Below are 14,343 nucleotides of genomic sequence, written 5' to 3'. Positions count from 1 at the left end.
TGTGCCTGCGCCCAGCACACAGCGCCCGGCTCGGCGCAGCAGCGTTTGTCGGAGGCCGTGCGCTCGCGCCCGATCGTGCTGCTCGGTGAAGTGCACGACAACGCCGCACAACACACCCTGCGCGCGCAGGCGTTCGGTGAACTGCTGGCCTCGGGCGCACGGCCGGCCCTCTTGATGGAACAGTTCGACCGCGAGCGCCAGCCCGACATCGACAAGGCGATGGCGCTGCCCGGCGCCACCGCCGACGACGTGATCAAGGCCGCCGCCAGCGAAGGCACGGGCTGGGCCTGGCCGCTGTACCGCCCGTTCATCGCACTCGCGCTCGAGCACCGGTTGCCGCTGATCGCGGCCAACGTGTCGCGTGCAGACGCACGGCGCGTGTCGCAGGAAGGTCTGGCCGCGACCGGCTTCGACGCCAGCGTGCCCGCCGCGATCACGTCGTACCAGACGAGCACGATCCTCGCGAGCCACTGCGGCATGCTCAACGAAGCCCAGGCGCGGCGCATGGCCACGGCCCAGGTCGCACGCGACCAGTTCATGGCGCGGCTGGTGAACGAACATGCAGCGCGCGGCGTGGTGCTGCTCGCCGGCAATGGCCATGTGCGCAACGACGTCGGTGTGCCGACCTGGTTGCCGCCCGCCGTGCGCCAACGCAGCGTGGGCATCGGCCTGCTGGAACAGGGCGAGCCGGGCGAACCTGGCGCAGCGACCTACGACGAGGTGATCACCACCGCCGCGCCCCCAGCCCGGCCCGACCCCTGCGAGGGCATGCGGCGCCCGGCTTCGTGAGGCGCTGCCTCAGTGCAGCTTCACGTGCGGCTCGGTGCGTCGCGTGATCATGCGCGACAAGGTCTCGAGCGCCACCTTCGGCAGCCCGTGCAAAGCGAGTTCGTGCATCTTGTAGAGCGACAGGTACATCAGCCGCGCGAAAAGACCTTCGACCATCAGGCTGCCACCGACCAGCCCGCCCATCATGTTGCCGACGGTGCTGAATTCACCGAGCGACACGAGCGAGCCGAAGTCGCGGTAGCGGTAGTCGCGCAGGCGCTGGCCGGCGAGCCGGCGCCGGATCTGCCCGACCATGTGCGAAGCCTGCTGGTGCGCGGCCTGTGCGCGCGGTGGCACGAAGGCCGGCCGGGTGCCGCCGCCGGTCATGGCGGCCGGCGCCTCGGGCCAGGGGCAGGCGGCGCAATCGCCCATCGCGAACACGTTTTCGTCGAGCGTGGTCTGCAGCGTGGCGTTGACGAGCAACTGGTTGATGCGGTTGGTTTCCAGCCCGTCGAGGTGTTTCAGGAACTCCGGCGCCTTGATCCCTGCGGCCCAGACCACCAGTTCGGCCGGGATCACACGCCCGTCGGCCAGGCGCACGCCGCCTTCCAGCACCTCGGCCACCTTGGCGTTGGTGTGCACCACCACGCCGAGCTTGCGCAGCAGGCCTTCGGTGGCTTCAGAAAGGCGCTCGGGCAAGGCCGGCAAGACGCGGCCCGCCGCCTCGATCAGATTGAGGCGAATGTCGCGTTCGGGGTCGATGCGGTCGAGCCCATAAGCCACCACCTCGCGCGTGGTGCGGTGCAGTTCTGCCGACAGCTCCACGCCGGTCGCGCCGGCACCGATGATCGCCACCTGCAACTGGTGCGGCAGCAGCGGCCCGTCTTGCGCGTGGGCGCGGATGCAGGCATTGACCAAGCGCTGGTTGAAGCGGCGTGCGTCGTCGGCAGTTTCGAGCTTCAGGGCATGTTCGGAAACACCCGGCGTGCCGAAGTCGTTGCTCTGGCTGCCGACCGCGATCACCAGCGTGTCGTAGGCGATGCTGGCTTGCGGCGTGACCGGCGTGCCTTCGTCATCGATGAAGGCGCCGACCGTGATCTGGCGCCGCGCGCGGTCGATCGCCGTCATTTCGCCGACGCGGTAACGAAAATGATGCCAGTGCGACTGCGCCAGGTAGTCGACCTCGTGGAGCCCCAGGTCCATGCTGCCGGCCGCGATCTCGTGCAGCTTGGGCTTCCAGATGTGCGAGCGGTGACGGTCGACGAGGGTGACGTCGGCCCGGCCTCGTTTGCCCAGCGTGTTGCCCAGCGTGGTGGCCAGTTCCAGCCCGCCAGCGCCACCGCCCACGATCACGATCTGGTGCCTGCCGGAGCGCTCGGCGGGTGGCTGGCGGGGCAGTTCGGTGGTCATGCGGGTCTCGGGGCAGGCACAAGGCGGTGGTATCAGCATACCCACATCGGCGTGTGTTACCGACGTACACAAGCCCGGGTTTCCGACCTGCGCGGTCGGCGACCGTCGCCTTGCAATAATCACGCCGATGAACAAGAACAGCAGTTCGACCGCGGCCGCCCAGGTGTTGCGGCCCCACGCGCCGTTGCCGGCCTACTACGGCGACGAAGCCGACCGCGAGCACTACCTGCGCCGCATCTTCGACGACACCGCGGCCGACTACGACCGCATCGAAAAAGTACTGGCATTCGGCTCAGGCCGCTGGTACCGGCACCAGGCTCTGAAGCGCGCGCACCTGGCCAGCGGGGCCGAGGTGCTCGACGTCGGCATCGGCACCGGCCTGGTCGCGCGCGAAGCCTTGGTGCTGATCGGCCCACAAGGGCGTCTGGTCGGCGTCGATCCGAGCCCCGGCATGATGAACGAGGTGGCCTTGCCCGGCGTCGAGTTGGTGTGCGGGCGGGCCGAGGCCTTGCCACGCGCCGACGCCAGCAGTGACTTCGTCAGCATGGGCTATGCCCTGCGCCACATCACCGATGTGAGCGCAGCGTTCGCCGAGTTTCACCGCGTTCTGCGACCGGGTGGGCGGCTGCTGGTGCTGGAGATCAGCAAACCCGCCAGCCGCGTCGGCACGGCGCTGCTCAAGACCTACATGCGCGCTGTGGTTCCGCTGATCGCGGCCGTGGTTTCGCGCCAGCGCGACACCGCGGAGCTGTGGCGTTATTACTGGGACACGATCGAGAGCTGCATTCCGCCGGAATCGGTGCTCGGCGCCTTGCGCGCCGCTGGTTTCGCAGACGTGCAGCGGCATGTCGAACTCGGCATCTTCTCCGAGTACACCGCCGTCAAGCCGGCTTGAAGAGCATCACCTCATGAACCCACCCATCGCCCCCACCCGCGAGGCCCCCGAAGACCACTGCGACGTGCTCGTGATCGGCGGCGGCCCGGCCGGCTCGACCATCGCCGCGCTGCTCGCCACGCAAGGCCGCCAGGTCGTGCTGCTCGAAAAGGCGCAGCACCCGCGCTTTCACATCGGCGAGTCTTTGCTCCCCTGCAACGTCGAGCTGTTCGAGCGGCTGGGCGTGAAGGAGCAGGTCGACAAGATCGGCATGCCCAAGTTCGGCATCGAGTTCGTCTCGCCCGACCACGATCACCGCAGCGCGGTCGAATTCGCCGAAGCCTGGGACAAGAGCAAACCTTCGGCCTGGCAGGTGCGGCGCTCCGAGCTCGACGAGCTGCTGTTCCGCAACGCGGCGGCCCGCGGCGCGACCACGCTCGAAGGCTGCCGCGTGCGCGAGGTCGACTTCGACGCCGACGGCGCGACCGTGCAGGCCGAGCTCGACGACGGCGCGCGCCGCCGCTGGCGCGCGCGCTTCGTGGTCGACGCGTCGGGGCGCGACACCTTCATCGCCAACAAGCTGCGCTGCAAGGAAAAGAACCCCAAGCACAACAGCTCGGCACTCTTCGCCCACTACACAAATGCACGCCGTCTGCCGGGCAAGATGGAAGGCAACATCAGCATCATGTGGTTCCAGCACGGCTGGTTCTGGTTCATTCCGCTGGCCGACGGCACCACCAGCGTCGGCGCGGTGTGCTGGCCCTACTACCTGAAGTCGCGCGACAAGCCGCTGCCGCAGTTCTTCAACGACACGGTGGCGCTCTGCCCCGAACTCGCCGACCGCCTGAAAGACGCCACGCGTGTCGACGACGCGGTGCACGCGACCGGCAACTACTCGTACAGCGCGACCCACTCCAGCGGTGAGCGTTACCTGCTGCTCGGCGATGCCTTCACCTTCATCGACCCGATGTTCTCGTCGGGCGTTTATCTCGCGATGGTCAGCGCCTTCGAAGGCGCCGACGTGGTGGCGACCGCGCTCGACTGCCCGGCCGAAGCAGCGCGTGCGCGCAAACGCTTCGACGCGATGATGAAGAAGGGGCCGAAGGAATACTCGTGGTTCATCACGCGCGTGACCAACCCGACGATTCGCCAGCTCTTCATGTACCCGATCAACCCGCTGCGCGTGAAAGAAGCGCTGATGTCGCTGCTGGCTGGTGACCTGTACGGCAAGAGCCCGATCAAGCCTTCGCTCTGGGCGCTGAAGGGCATCTACTACGCGATCTCGATCGCCAACCTGCGCCGCAGCTACCGAGGCTGGCGGGCACGCGGCAACAACATCCGAGACATGGGCCTGCTGGCCGACGAAAACGTGCAGGCGGTGAAGTAGGCCGCGCCGCCGCGCGCAGCGTCAGGCGCGCGCTGCAGCGTCGGCGATGCCGGCCACGAAACGTGGCCACAGTTCCACCGGCAGGTCGTGGCCCATGCCCGCGATCAGATCGAGCTTGGCACCGGCGATCTTCTGCGCCAGGTCGTGGCCTGCGGCGACCGGCACGAGCGGGTCGTCCTGGCCATGGATGACCTGCGTGGGCACCTTGATCTGCGCCAGCAGCTTCGACCGGTTGCCGTCGGCCGCGATCGCGACCATCTGGCGCGCCGTGCCCTGCGGCCGGTACGAGCGCCGCACCGACATGCCCAGGCGTTCGTTCAGGTAGGCGTCGCTGGCGGGGTAGCCGGGGCTACCGATGAGCCGGTAGAGGCGCACGTAATGCGCGATCACGCTCTGAATGTCGTTCGGATTCTCCGGCCGCGAGATCAGCGCGCTGCGCACCTTCAGCGTGGGCCCGGGCAGACGGCGCGAGCCGCTGCTGGTCATCATCAGCGTCAGGCTCTTCACGCGCGTGGGGTGACGCACGGCGAGCTGCTGCGCGATCATGCCGCCCATCGAGGCGCCGCACACGTGCGCGCTCGCAATGCCGAGTGCATCGAGCAGGCCGGCGGTGTCGTCGGCCATGTCGGCCACGGTGTAGGGGCCGTTCACCTTCAGGCCGACGGCGTACTTGATCGAATCGAGCGCGAGGTTGGGCACGCCGAGGTGGTCGTAGCGCTGGCTCAGGCCGATGTCGCGGTTGTCGAAACGGATCACGCGGAAGCCACGCGCCACGAGGCTGGCCACGAACTCGGTGTGCCAGGCCACGAGCTGCATGCCCAGGCCCATGATGAGCAGCAGTGGCTCACCGTTGACCGGCCCGTGGTCTTCGACTTCGAGCTGGATGCCGTTGGCTGAGACTTGCATGGTCAGGGGCTCGTCGACGACGCTTCGGGGTGGCCGGTGCGGAAGAAGTGGCGGCGCTGGCCGTGCGGCTCGAACGGCTGCCACCGGCCCGGGGCTTGCGCGAGCCGGTCGGCCACGGCATAGAGCGCGAGCGGGTTCATGCCCATGCCGACGTGGCTCGCCTGCACTTCGATGTTCTCGGTCAGCGGCCCCGGCGGGTTCAGGCTGCAGCGCCACGAGACGATGCCGTCGGTGCGCGAATAGATCGAGGTCGTGGGCACCGGCGGGGGTGTGCGCAGGCGTTCGATCATGGCCGGGTCGTGCGCCTTCTGGCCGCTCAGCAATTCGAAGATGCGCCACGCGTTGGTGGCACGCGGGTGGCCGCTGAAAGGCGTTCCGAGCGTGATCACGCAGCGGGTGTGCTCGGGGAGTTGCTTTGCCATCTCGCGGGCATACAACCCGCCGAGACTCCAGCCGACCAGACTGACCGGCTGGCCGTGTTGTTCAGCGAGCGCGCGCACGTCGGCAGCGCACTTCTTCAGCACGCCGTCGCGCGGGCCGAAGTTGAAACCCTGCCCCCAGGCCTTGGTGACGTAACCCAGGCTGTCGAGAAAGTTGCGCAGCGGGATCGTGGTGAAGTCGTTCGCGCCCATGCCGGGGAACACGAGCACCGGGTGACCGTCGCCGCGTGGCAGGCGCCGCAGCCAGGGCGTGGCGGCGAACATCGCGGCCAGTTCCCAGGGCGCCCGGCCCTCGAGCATCATCAGGAACGCGCTGGGGGGCCGCAGGTCGTCGGCGGCGTGGTGTGTCGGGGCGGCTTGGCGCGTTCTCGGCATGCGATGAAACGGGGCAATTTCGATGAGGGCATGTTAGCGGCGGGCCGCGGCTTTCTTTGGAGCGCTTGCCCTAGGCGCCGGTGTCGCGCTGGCGACAACTTTGGCGGCTTTTCCGGGGACGGCTTTTTTGGCCACGGACTTTTTGGCCACGGCTTTCTTCGCCACCGCTTTCTTCGCCACCGCTTTCTTCGCTCCGGGCTTCTTCACTCCCGACTTCTCGGCGACCGGGCCGGTGCTCTTCGGTGGTTCGGCGGGTTCGGGCGCCACACTGGCCGGCAAGGCCTGAAACTCGTCGAACGCGGCCTGCACGTGGCGCGCGAGTTCGGCCACCTCGGGCATCGCCTCGCCGCACGCGATCAGGCCGAACTCGAGCGACTCGTCGTAGGTCTGCACCGTGATGTTGAGCGCCACGCCATGCACCACGATCGAGGTCGGGTAGTTGGTCAGCATGCGCGCACCCGCCATGTAGAGCGGCACGGTCGGGCCGGGCACGTTCGAGATGGTCACGTTGGCGATCGCCGGCAGCCGCTCGGCCACGCGGGCCTTGGCGTAGAGATTGCCGAGCGATTCCATCAGCCAAGGCACGCCGAGCGAAGGAAAGTCGCTCGGCATCAGGCTCTTCACCGCGCCCAGGTTGTTCTTCATTGCGGCCGTGGCAGCCAGCACGTGGGCAAGACGTTTGGCCGGGTCGGCGATGTGCGTGCCGAGGCTCACGACGGTCATCGTGGCCTGGTTGTTCGACGAGGTGTCCCCCTTGGCGCGTGTGGAAACCGGGACGCCGGCGACGAGCGACTTGCGCGGCATCGGGCCGTGTTTGAGAAAGTGGCGCCGCAGTGCACCGCTGCAGACCATCAGCACCGCATCGTTCAGGCTCGCCTTGTGTTTGCGGCGCGTCGCGTTCAACCCGGCCAACGGCAGGCTGATGGAAGCGAACGCGCGTGTCGCCGACACCGTGGCGTTGAGCCGTGTGCGCGGTGCGAGCGAGAGATTGCTGACGCTGTTCGCACGTGCCGCTGCGCCCTGCCCTTTCAGGCGCGACAACACCGAGGTGACCGTGCCACCGGCCGTGTCGCCGACTTTCTGCGTGGCCATCTGCGACAGCACGCCCACCGTGCCGGGGATCGCTTTCACCGCGTCGAGCACCAGCCCCGCCTGGTTGCCGAGCACACCGCGCAGCATGTCGGCCAGGCCGAGCTCGCGCCTCACCTTGCCTGGGCGTTGCTGAGCGACTTCGCGACCGGCCGGGCTCAGGTCGAGGATGGCCTGCCCGAGTGCGACCGCGGCCTGCCCGTCGACGGCGGCGTGGTGCAGCTGGGTGTACATCGCAAAGCGCTTGGTGCCGCCCGGGCCGTCGGCGAGGCCGCTGAACACGTGGAACTTCCAGAGCGGGCGGCTGCGGTCGAGCAACACCGTGTGCAGCCGACCGACCTGTGCTTCGAGCTCGGCCTGGCCGCTGCCCTTCGGCAGCGTGATGCCGACCACGTGCTCTTCGAGATCGGGTTCGTCGTCGACCCAGGTCGGGTTGCTGAGGTTGAGCGGCATCTTCACGAGCTTCTGGCGCAGCGCGGGGGCCAGCACCAGGCGCGCGGCCATGTGGCGGCGCATGTCGGCGAGAAAGTCGCCCGTGTAGCCGGCAGGCAGCTCGAAGTTGTGGAGCGCACCCACATGCATCGGCATCTGCGCCGTCTCGAGGTGCAGAAAGCTCGCGTCGAGCCCCGGGAGTTGTTTCATGCGGTGTGCCTCGGCAGTGTTGAGCCGATGCTACGGCGCGCCCCTTGGCGTGGGCTGAGGGGAAGCCCTGTGGGTCAGGGCTTCGACTGGCGCAGTGCGAGGGCTTCGTTCGCAGCGAGCGCAGTCAGCACCAGTGCGCCGCCACCGAGCACGTGGACAGCCGGCGCCTCGTTGGCACCGAGCCAGGCCCAGGCCACGCCGAAAACGACTTCGAGCAAGGCCAGCAGCGAGGCTTCGGGCGCGGTGAGATGGCGCGCCACCGACACCGCGATCAGGCACGGGATCGAGAGTTGCACCACACCGAGCAGGGCCAGCAGGCCCAAGTCGTGAGCCGAAGCGGCAAAGGGCAACGCGAACGGCAGGGTCACCACCGCCGAGATCACGGCGCCGATCAGCACCGCGGGCAGCAAGTCGAGGCCCGCAGCGCTGCGGTTGTGCTGGATCACGGTCCAGTTGACCGCGGCGGCCATCGGCACCGCGAGCGCGACCGCCGTGCCCAGCACGTGCTGCGCGCTGGCGCCGCTCACCTCGCGCGCGTACATCCAGGCGATGCCGACGCCGGCGACGGCAATCGCCGCCCAGGTGCGGGTGGCGAGCCGGTGGCCGAGAAAGAAGCGCGCGACCAAAGCGGTGAGCAGCGGCGAGATCGCCATCGTGACCAGCACGTTGGCCACCGTCGTCATCATCAGCGCGACCATGAAGGCCGTGAACATGACGCTCCAGCACAGCCCCGAAAGCCACAGGGTGCGGCCGCCTTCGCGCAGCGAACGCCCCAGCGCCTCGCGCCCGCGCAAGGCCGGCAGCAACATCGCCAGCGTGACCACGGTGAACGCGCTGCGCCAGAAAGTGACTTCGAAGCTGCGCGCCGCTTCGAGGTGGCGCGTGACGACGCCCGCGATGCTCCACATCAGCGTGACGGCGATCATCGTGAACACAGCGCGGCGGTGGGTCATGCCCCCCGCGGCATCAAACAGCTTCAATAGTCGCCGCCTGCGCTGCCGGGTGCGAGGTTGTCGAACTTCGTCAGCGGCTTGTTGAAGAACAGCTTCACCGTGCCCGTGGGCCCGTTGCGCTGCTTGCCGATGATGATCTCGGCGACACCCGGTTCCTTGCTGGCTTCCTTGGTGTAGTAGTCGTCGCGGTAGATGAACATGATCACGTCGGCGTCTTGTTCGATCGCACCCGACTCGCGCAGGTCGCTCATCATCGGGCGCTTGTCGGTGCGGGTCTCGACGCTGCGGTTCAGCTGCGAGAGCGCGATCACCGGGCACTTCAGTTCCTTGGCGAGCGACTTCAGGCCGCGCGAGATCTCGCCGATGACGGTGGCGCGGTTCTCTTCGCTGGTGCCGCCGCTGCCGCTCATCAGTTGCAGGTAGTCGACCACGATCATGCCCAGCTGGCCGCACTGGCGCGCCTGGCGCCGGGCCCGCGCGCGCACTTCGGTGGGCGTGAGCGCCGAGCTTTCGTCGATGAACATGCTCACGCTGCCGAGCTTCTCGACCGCTTCGGAGAGGCGCCCCCATTCGTCGTCTTTGAGCCGCCCGGTGCGCAGGTTGCTCTGGTCGATGCGGCCGAGCGAACCGACCAGGCGCAGTGCGAGCTGCGCAGCGCCCATTTCCATCGAGAACACGACGACCGGCAGGCCTTCGCTCACGGCCACGTGCTCGGCGATGTTCAGCGCGAACGCGGTCTTGCCCATAGAAGGGCGCGCCGCCAGCACGATCAGGTCGCCGGGCTGGAAGCCCGAGGTCATGCGGTCGAGGTCGAAGTAGCCGGTGCGCACGCCGGTCACGTCTTCGGCGCCGTTCTCGTGCAGTTCGGTCACGCGGTCGAGCAAGGCCACGACCAGCGAGTCCATGCTCTGGAAACCCTGTTGCGACTTGGAGCCTTCTTCGCCGATGCGGAAGATCTTGCCTTCGGCCTCGTCGAGGATCTCGGAGACCGGCCGGCCCTGCGGGTTGAAGGCGCTGGTGGCGATCTCGTCGCTCGCCGCGACGAGCTTGCGCAGCACCGCGCGCTCGCGCACGATCTCGGCGTAGCGCCGCATGTTCACTGCGCTGGGAACGCTCTGCGCCAGCGCGTTCAGGTAGACCAGGCCACCGCAGTCTTCGGCCTTGCCCAGGCTCTGCAATTGCTCGAAGACCGTGATCACGTCGGCCGGCTTGGTCGCACCGATCAGCCCGCCGATGGCGGCGTAGATCAGCCGGTGTTCGAAGCGGTAGAAGTCGCTGTCGACGAGCAGGTCGCCGGCGCGGTCCCAGGCGCTGTTGTCGAGCAGCAGACCGCCCAGCACGCTCTGTTCGGCCTCCACCGAGTGCGGCGGAATGCGCAGCTTCGAGACCTCGTCGTCAGAACGGGTCGCGCTGGAATCTCGGAAGGGGAAGACGGCCGACATCGATTGATCCTATGAACACAGACGCAAGTCGCGTACCGGGTGAACCCGCTGTGTGCAACCATGTGCACAACCCGGTGGAAAGCAGAGGAAAACTGCCGCTCCAATGAGAAAGGGCCGGCATGGCCGGCCCCTCATGACTTCGGCTGTGAGGCGTCAGTCTGTCTCGCCCATGACGACGACTTTCACTTCCACGACCACGTCGGTGTGCGGCGACACGCTCACCGTGTGCTCGCCCACAGTCTTCAGCGGGCCGTTCGGCAGGCGCACCTGCGACTTCACGACCTTGAAGTCGATGCGGGTCAGCGCGTCGGCGATGTCGGCATTCGTGACCGAGCCGAACAGGCGCCCGTCGACACCGGCCTTTTGCGTGATGTGCACCGTGCGGCCGCTCATCTTCTCGCCCAGGGCGCTGGCAGCAGCCAGCTTCTCGGCAGCAGCCTTCTCGAGCTCGGCGCGGCGCGCTTCGAATTCCTTGATCGCCGATTCGGTGGCGCGGCGGGCCGCGCGCTGCGGGATCAGGAAGTTGCGTGCGTAGCCGTCTTTCACCTTGACGACGTCGCCGAGGTTACCGAGGTTGGCGACTTTTTCCAGCAGGATGATTTGCATGTGTGTGCTCCTCAGACCTTGTGCTGGTCGCTGTACGGCAGCATGGCCAGGAAACGGGCGCGCTTGATGCACGTCGTCAGCTGGCGCTGGAAGAACGCGCGCGTGCCGGTCAGACGGGCGGGCGTGATCTTGCCGTTTTCACCGATGAAGTCACGCAGGGTGTCGACGTCCTTGTAGTCGATCTGCTTGACGCCAGTGACCGTGAAGCGGCAAAAGCGCTTGCGACGGAACAGCAGGGATTGGGTATTGCGCTTGGGTTTGCGGTCCTTGGAGAACCGGCCTTTACCACGTGGCGGGGGCATATTGACACCTCTTTGCTAATCAAGTCCGGATGCGGACGTATTTCGAACAGTGAGCCCGATTCGTTCAATCGAGCTCGGTCACATGGAACACCACTCCGCGGCCGTTGCGTTGCGAACCCAGAAAACCGGCGAAGCCATGTGTGCTTCCCATTTCCAGGCCCGCCACCTGCTGCGTGACCGCCCCGATTGCCCTGGCCTTGATCTCGAAGAAGACCTGCCTGGGTTGGCCGTCTTGCGTGACCTGCGATTCGTGCTTCAGGCTCAAATCGAGGGCGGGCAAACCGGCCGGGGTGTAACGCAACGCGCCTCGCTCGAGCAACTGTGCGGTCAGAACCAGACGGTTCATTCAGCGCGGCTGCGAAGCCAGGCCAGCGGCCGACGCGTTTACTGAACGCGTCAGGCTGCGGTTTCCTGGTGTTGTTGCTGGGGCGCCGGCGCCTTGCGCGAATCTTCGCGCTCGACCATCTTCATCATGACCGACGGCGCGGTTTCGGCTTCGTCTTTCAGCACCGTGAGGTGGCGGATGACGGCGTCGTTGAAACGGAAACCCGTTTCCAGCTCGGCCAGCACTTCCTTGCCGCACTCGATGTTGATGCACAGGTAGTGCGTCTTGGCGAGCTTCTGGATCATGTAGGCCATCTGGCGACGACCCCAGTCTTCCACGCGGTGCACCTTGCCACCGCCGGCGGTGACGACACCCTTGTAGCGTTCCAGCATGGCCGGAACCTGTTCGCTTTGATCCGGATGGATCAGCAGCACGATTTCATAGTGACGCATTGAGACTCCTTGTGGTTTCCGTCACCGCGACACCGCCGCGGGATGCGGCGGCGCAGGGGTCAGGGTTGGAAGCCACCCCGAAGCGTCAGACCCGGGTGTGGCAAGGCAAGCCGAAGATTATAGCCCGAGAGCGGCGCCGCAGGCCATTCGCTCAGTCGCTCGGCCCTTCGGAGCCCTGCGGGTGGCGCAGGGCCCGCACGAAGGCGCGCTGCGCTGGCGATGGCGCCGGCGTGAGCAGACTCACCAGCACGCAGGCCACGAAACCCGCCGGCACGCCGAACACACCGGCCGAGATCGGCAGGATGCCGAACCAGAGTTCGGGCGGCGCCACCACGCCGAACGCGCCGCGCAGCCAAGGCTCGTTGTGCACCAGGTAGTAGAGCGTGATCGCCAGGCCCGTCAGCATGCCGGCCACCGCACCCCAGCGGTTGGCCCGGCTCCAGAAGATGCCGAGCACCAGCGCCGGGAAAAACGCCGAAGCACCGATCGAAAACGCCGCGGTGACGAGAAACAGGATGTCGGCCGGCTTCTGTGTCGCCAACGCCGCCGCGGCCAGCGCTGCCGCCAGCAGCAGCACCTTGGAGATCGTGACCCGGCGCGAACCCGACGCGTTGCGCCCGATCATCTTGAAGTACAAGTCGTGCGACAAGGCGTTGGAGATCGTCAGCAGCAGCCCGTCGGCCGTCGACAGCGCTGCCGCCAGGCCGCCGGCGGCCACCATGCCCGACACGACGTAGGGCAGGCCGGCGATCTCAGGCGTGGCCAGCACCACCAGGTCGCTGCCGAGGCGGATCTCGCTCAGCTGCAGGATGCCGTCGAGGTTGATGTCGGTCACCGACACCAGCGAAGAGTCGACCCGGGACCAGTTGGCGATCCAGGCCGGCAAGCGGTCGACGGGCAGGCCGACCAGGCCATTGAAGACCTCGAACTTGACCAGCACCGCCAGCGCCGGCGCCGTCACGTAGAGCACGGCGATGAACAGCAGCGACCAGCCCACCGATTCGCGCGCCTCCTTGACCGAAGGCGTGGTGTAGCTGCGCATCAGGATGTGCGGCAGCGCGGCCGTGCCCAGCATCAGGCAGAACATCAGCGCGATGAAATTGCGGCGCGACTCGGTGAAGGCCTGGCGCTGGGCGGCGTTGCCTTCGGGGTCGCCGGCGAACTGCTGCGCATGCGGTGGCATACCGCCGAGTGGCTGTGCACTGAGGGTGTTGCTCGCCTGCGCACGCCGCCAGGCCTCGCGCGCCAGTTGCTCGTTCTTGGGCAGCGCGGCGAGTGCCTTTTCGGCGCGCTGGATGTCGCGCAACGGCGCCCTCTCGAGCTTCAGGTCTTCGACCCGCTGCCGCGCTGCGATGCGGTCACCGACCAGGGCTTCGGGCACGTTCTTCAGCTTGTCGCCGTACTCGTCGGCACGAGCCTTGAAGAGCGCGCGAACCTCCAGCTCTTTCGGGTCGTTCAGCAGTTGCTGTTCGCGTTCGCTCACCTTGGCGAGTTGCTGGCCGAGCACGAGCTGCGGCACCGGCACGCCGGTCTGCTTGACCGACAGCCACACCACCGGCACCACGTAGGCGATGACCAGGATGATGTACTGGGCCACCTGGGTCCAGGTGACCGCGCGCATGCCGCCCAGAAACGAGCACACGAGCACGCCACCCAGGCCGAGAAAGATGCCGATGACGAAATCCACCCCGGTCAGCATCGTCGTGATCAGGCCCACGCCGTAGATCTGCGCCACCAGGTAGACGAAAGAGCAGAGGATCGCCGAAAGCACGCCAATGAGGCGCGGCAGGTTGCCGCCGAAGCGCTCGCCGAGGAAGTCGGGGATCGTGAACTGGCCGAACTTGCGCAGGTAGGGCGCGAGCAGCAGCGCCACCAGAACGAAGCCCCCGGTCCAACCCATCACGTAGGCCAGGCCCCCGTAACCCTGCAGGTAGAGCGTGCCCGCGAGGCCGATGAAAGAGGCGGCCGACATCCAGTCGGCCGCCGTGGCCATGCCGTTGTAGACCGCCGGCACGCGCCGCCCGGCCACGTAGTACTCAGTGGCATCGGTGGTGCGGCTGATGATGCCGATGCCGGCATACAGGCCCACCGTCGCGAGCAGGAACACCACGCCCACCCAGCGTCGCGGCAGTCCCATCTGCTCGAGCACGGCGACCATCGCCACGAAAACGATGAAGCCCACGGTCGCACGCAGGTAGATCCGGTTCAGCCGGTGCCTGAAAGCCAGCGTCGAATCCGAGCGGCGCGTCATGTCAGCCGGTCTCGGCCGGGCGCCCATCGGCAAGACGGCTTGGGAGAGTCGACGTGGCAGCACATGGGCCGATTGTGCCGCCCAGCCTTGCCGCTGCCGCGGCCGACAGGAACAGTCGCCT

The 14,343-nt window shown here is 67.4% G+C and carries 14 protein-coding genes; 3 read left to right on the top strand and 11 right to left on the bottom strand.

Annotated elements, in window-relative coordinates:
• Positions 1 to 57 precede the first annotated feature (57 nt).
• Positions 58 to 789, top strand: coding sequence for a ChaN family lipoprotein (locus AC30PD_RS13240; protein ID WP_489536119.1), 732 nt, complete (start codon positions 58 to 60; stop codon positions 787 to 789).
• 9 nt (positions 790 to 798) lie between these two features.
• Here AC30PD_RS13240 and AC30PD_RS13235 read toward each other — a convergent pair whose 3' ends face one another.
• Complete coding sequence (locus AC30PD_RS13235) at positions 799 to 2,178, bottom strand: NAD(P)/FAD-dependent oxidoreductase (RefSeq protein WP_489536118.1); 1,380 nt, start codon at positions 2,176 to 2,178, stop codon at positions 799 to 801.
• A 127-nt stretch (positions 2,179 to 2,305) separates the two neighbouring features.
• Between AC30PD_RS13235 and AC30PD_RS13230 the strand changes: the two genes are divergently transcribed.
• Together AC30PD_RS13230 and AC30PD_RS13225 are read left to right on the top strand one after the other, a co-directional pair.
• Entirely contained in the window at positions 2,306 to 3,073 is a 768-nt protein-coding gene (locus AC30PD_RS13230; protein WP_489536117.1) for a class I SAM-dependent methyltransferase, read from the top strand.
• A gap of 13 nt (positions 3,074 to 3,086) precedes the next feature.
• On the top strand, positions 3,087 to 4,439 hold the full coding sequence (locus AC30PD_RS13225; protein ID WP_489536116.1) for an NAD(P)/FAD-dependent oxidoreductase: 1,353 nt from the start codon (positions 3,087 to 3,089) through the stop codon (positions 4,437 to 4,439).
• A 21-nt stretch (positions 4,440 to 4,460) separates the two neighbouring features.
• Here AC30PD_RS13225 and AC30PD_RS13220 read toward each other — a convergent pair whose 3' ends face one another.
• The 10 genes from AC30PD_RS13220 to AC30PD_RS13175 all read right to left on the bottom strand — a co-directional run bounded on the left by AC30PD_RS13220 (position 4,461) and on the right by AC30PD_RS13175 (position 14,222).
• On the bottom strand, positions 4,461 to 5,345 hold the full coding sequence (locus tag AC30PD_RS13220) for an alpha/beta fold hydrolase (protein ID WP_489536115.1): 885 nt from the start codon (positions 5,343 to 5,345) through the stop codon (positions 4,461 to 4,463).
• Positions 5,346 to 5,347: 2 nt separating this feature from the next.
• The gene (locus tag AC30PD_RS13215; RefSeq protein ID WP_489536114.1) at positions 5,348 to 6,160 is read right to left on the bottom strand and encodes an alpha/beta fold hydrolase; all 813 of its coding nucleotides are present in this window, start codon (positions 6,158 to 6,160) and stop codon (positions 5,348 to 5,350) included.
• A 33-nt stretch (positions 6,161 to 6,193) separates the two neighbouring features.
• Positions 6,194 to 7,891: a wax ester/triacylglycerol synthase family O-acyltransferase gene (locus tag AC30PD_RS13210; RefSeq protein WP_489536113.1), complete on the bottom strand. Its 1,698-nt coding sequence runs from the start codon at positions 7,889 to 7,891 to the stop codon at positions 6,194 to 6,196.
• A 74-nt stretch (positions 7,892 to 7,965) separates the two neighbouring features.
• The gene (locus tag AC30PD_RS13205; protein WP_489536112.1) at positions 7,966 to 8,844 is read right to left on the bottom strand and encodes a DMT family transporter; all 879 of its coding nucleotides are present in this window, start codon (positions 8,842 to 8,844) and stop codon (positions 7,966 to 7,968) included.
• Between the two features lie 23 nt (positions 8,845 to 8,867).
• Entirely contained in the window at positions 8,868 to 10,286 is a 1,419-nt protein-coding gene (gene dnaB, locus AC30PD_RS13200; protein ID WP_489536111.1) for a replicative DNA helicase, read from the bottom strand.
• 153 nt (positions 10,287 to 10,439) lie between these two features.
• Positions 10,440 to 10,892 (bottom strand): 50S ribosomal protein L9, encoded by a 453-nt coding sequence (gene rplI, locus AC30PD_RS13195; RefSeq protein ID WP_489536110.1) that lies wholly within the window; start codon positions 10,890 to 10,892, stop codon positions 10,440 to 10,442.
• Between the two features lie 11 nt (positions 10,893 to 10,903).
• Positions 10,904 to 11,194, bottom strand: a complete 291-nt coding sequence (gene rpsR, locus AC30PD_RS13190; protein WP_489536109.1) for a 30S ribosomal protein S18 — start codon at positions 11,192 to 11,194, stop codon at positions 10,904 to 10,906.
• Positions 11,195 to 11,258: 64 nt separating this feature from the next.
• Positions 11,259 to 11,540 carry a primosomal replication protein N gene (priB, locus tag AC30PD_RS13185; protein ID WP_489536108.1) on the bottom strand — a complete coding sequence of 94 codons (282 nt, stop codon included), beginning with the start codon at positions 11,538 to 11,540 and terminating at the stop codon, positions 11,259 to 11,261.
• Between the two features lie 50 nt (positions 11,541 to 11,590).
• Entirely contained in the window at positions 11,591 to 11,971 is a 381-nt protein-coding gene (rpsF, locus tag AC30PD_RS13180; protein WP_489536107.1) for a 30S ribosomal protein S6, read from the bottom strand.
• 151 nt (positions 11,972 to 12,122) lie between these two features.
• Positions 12,123 to 14,222, bottom strand: coding sequence for a sodium:solute symporter family protein (locus tag AC30PD_RS13175; RefSeq protein ID WP_489536106.1), 2,100 nt, complete (start codon positions 14,220 to 14,222; stop codon positions 12,123 to 12,125).
• Between the last annotated feature and the right edge of the window lie 121 nt (positions 14,223 to 14,343).

It is taken from the genome of Rhizobacter sp. (assembly GCF_032229685.1).
In the GTDB taxonomy this organism is placed as follows: Bacteria; Pseudomonadota; Gammaproteobacteria; order Burkholderiales; family Burkholderiaceae_C; genus LMDS01.
The sequence above is the reverse complement of the archived record's forward strand: the minus strand, read 5'-3'. Positions and strand labels throughout refer to the sequence as shown.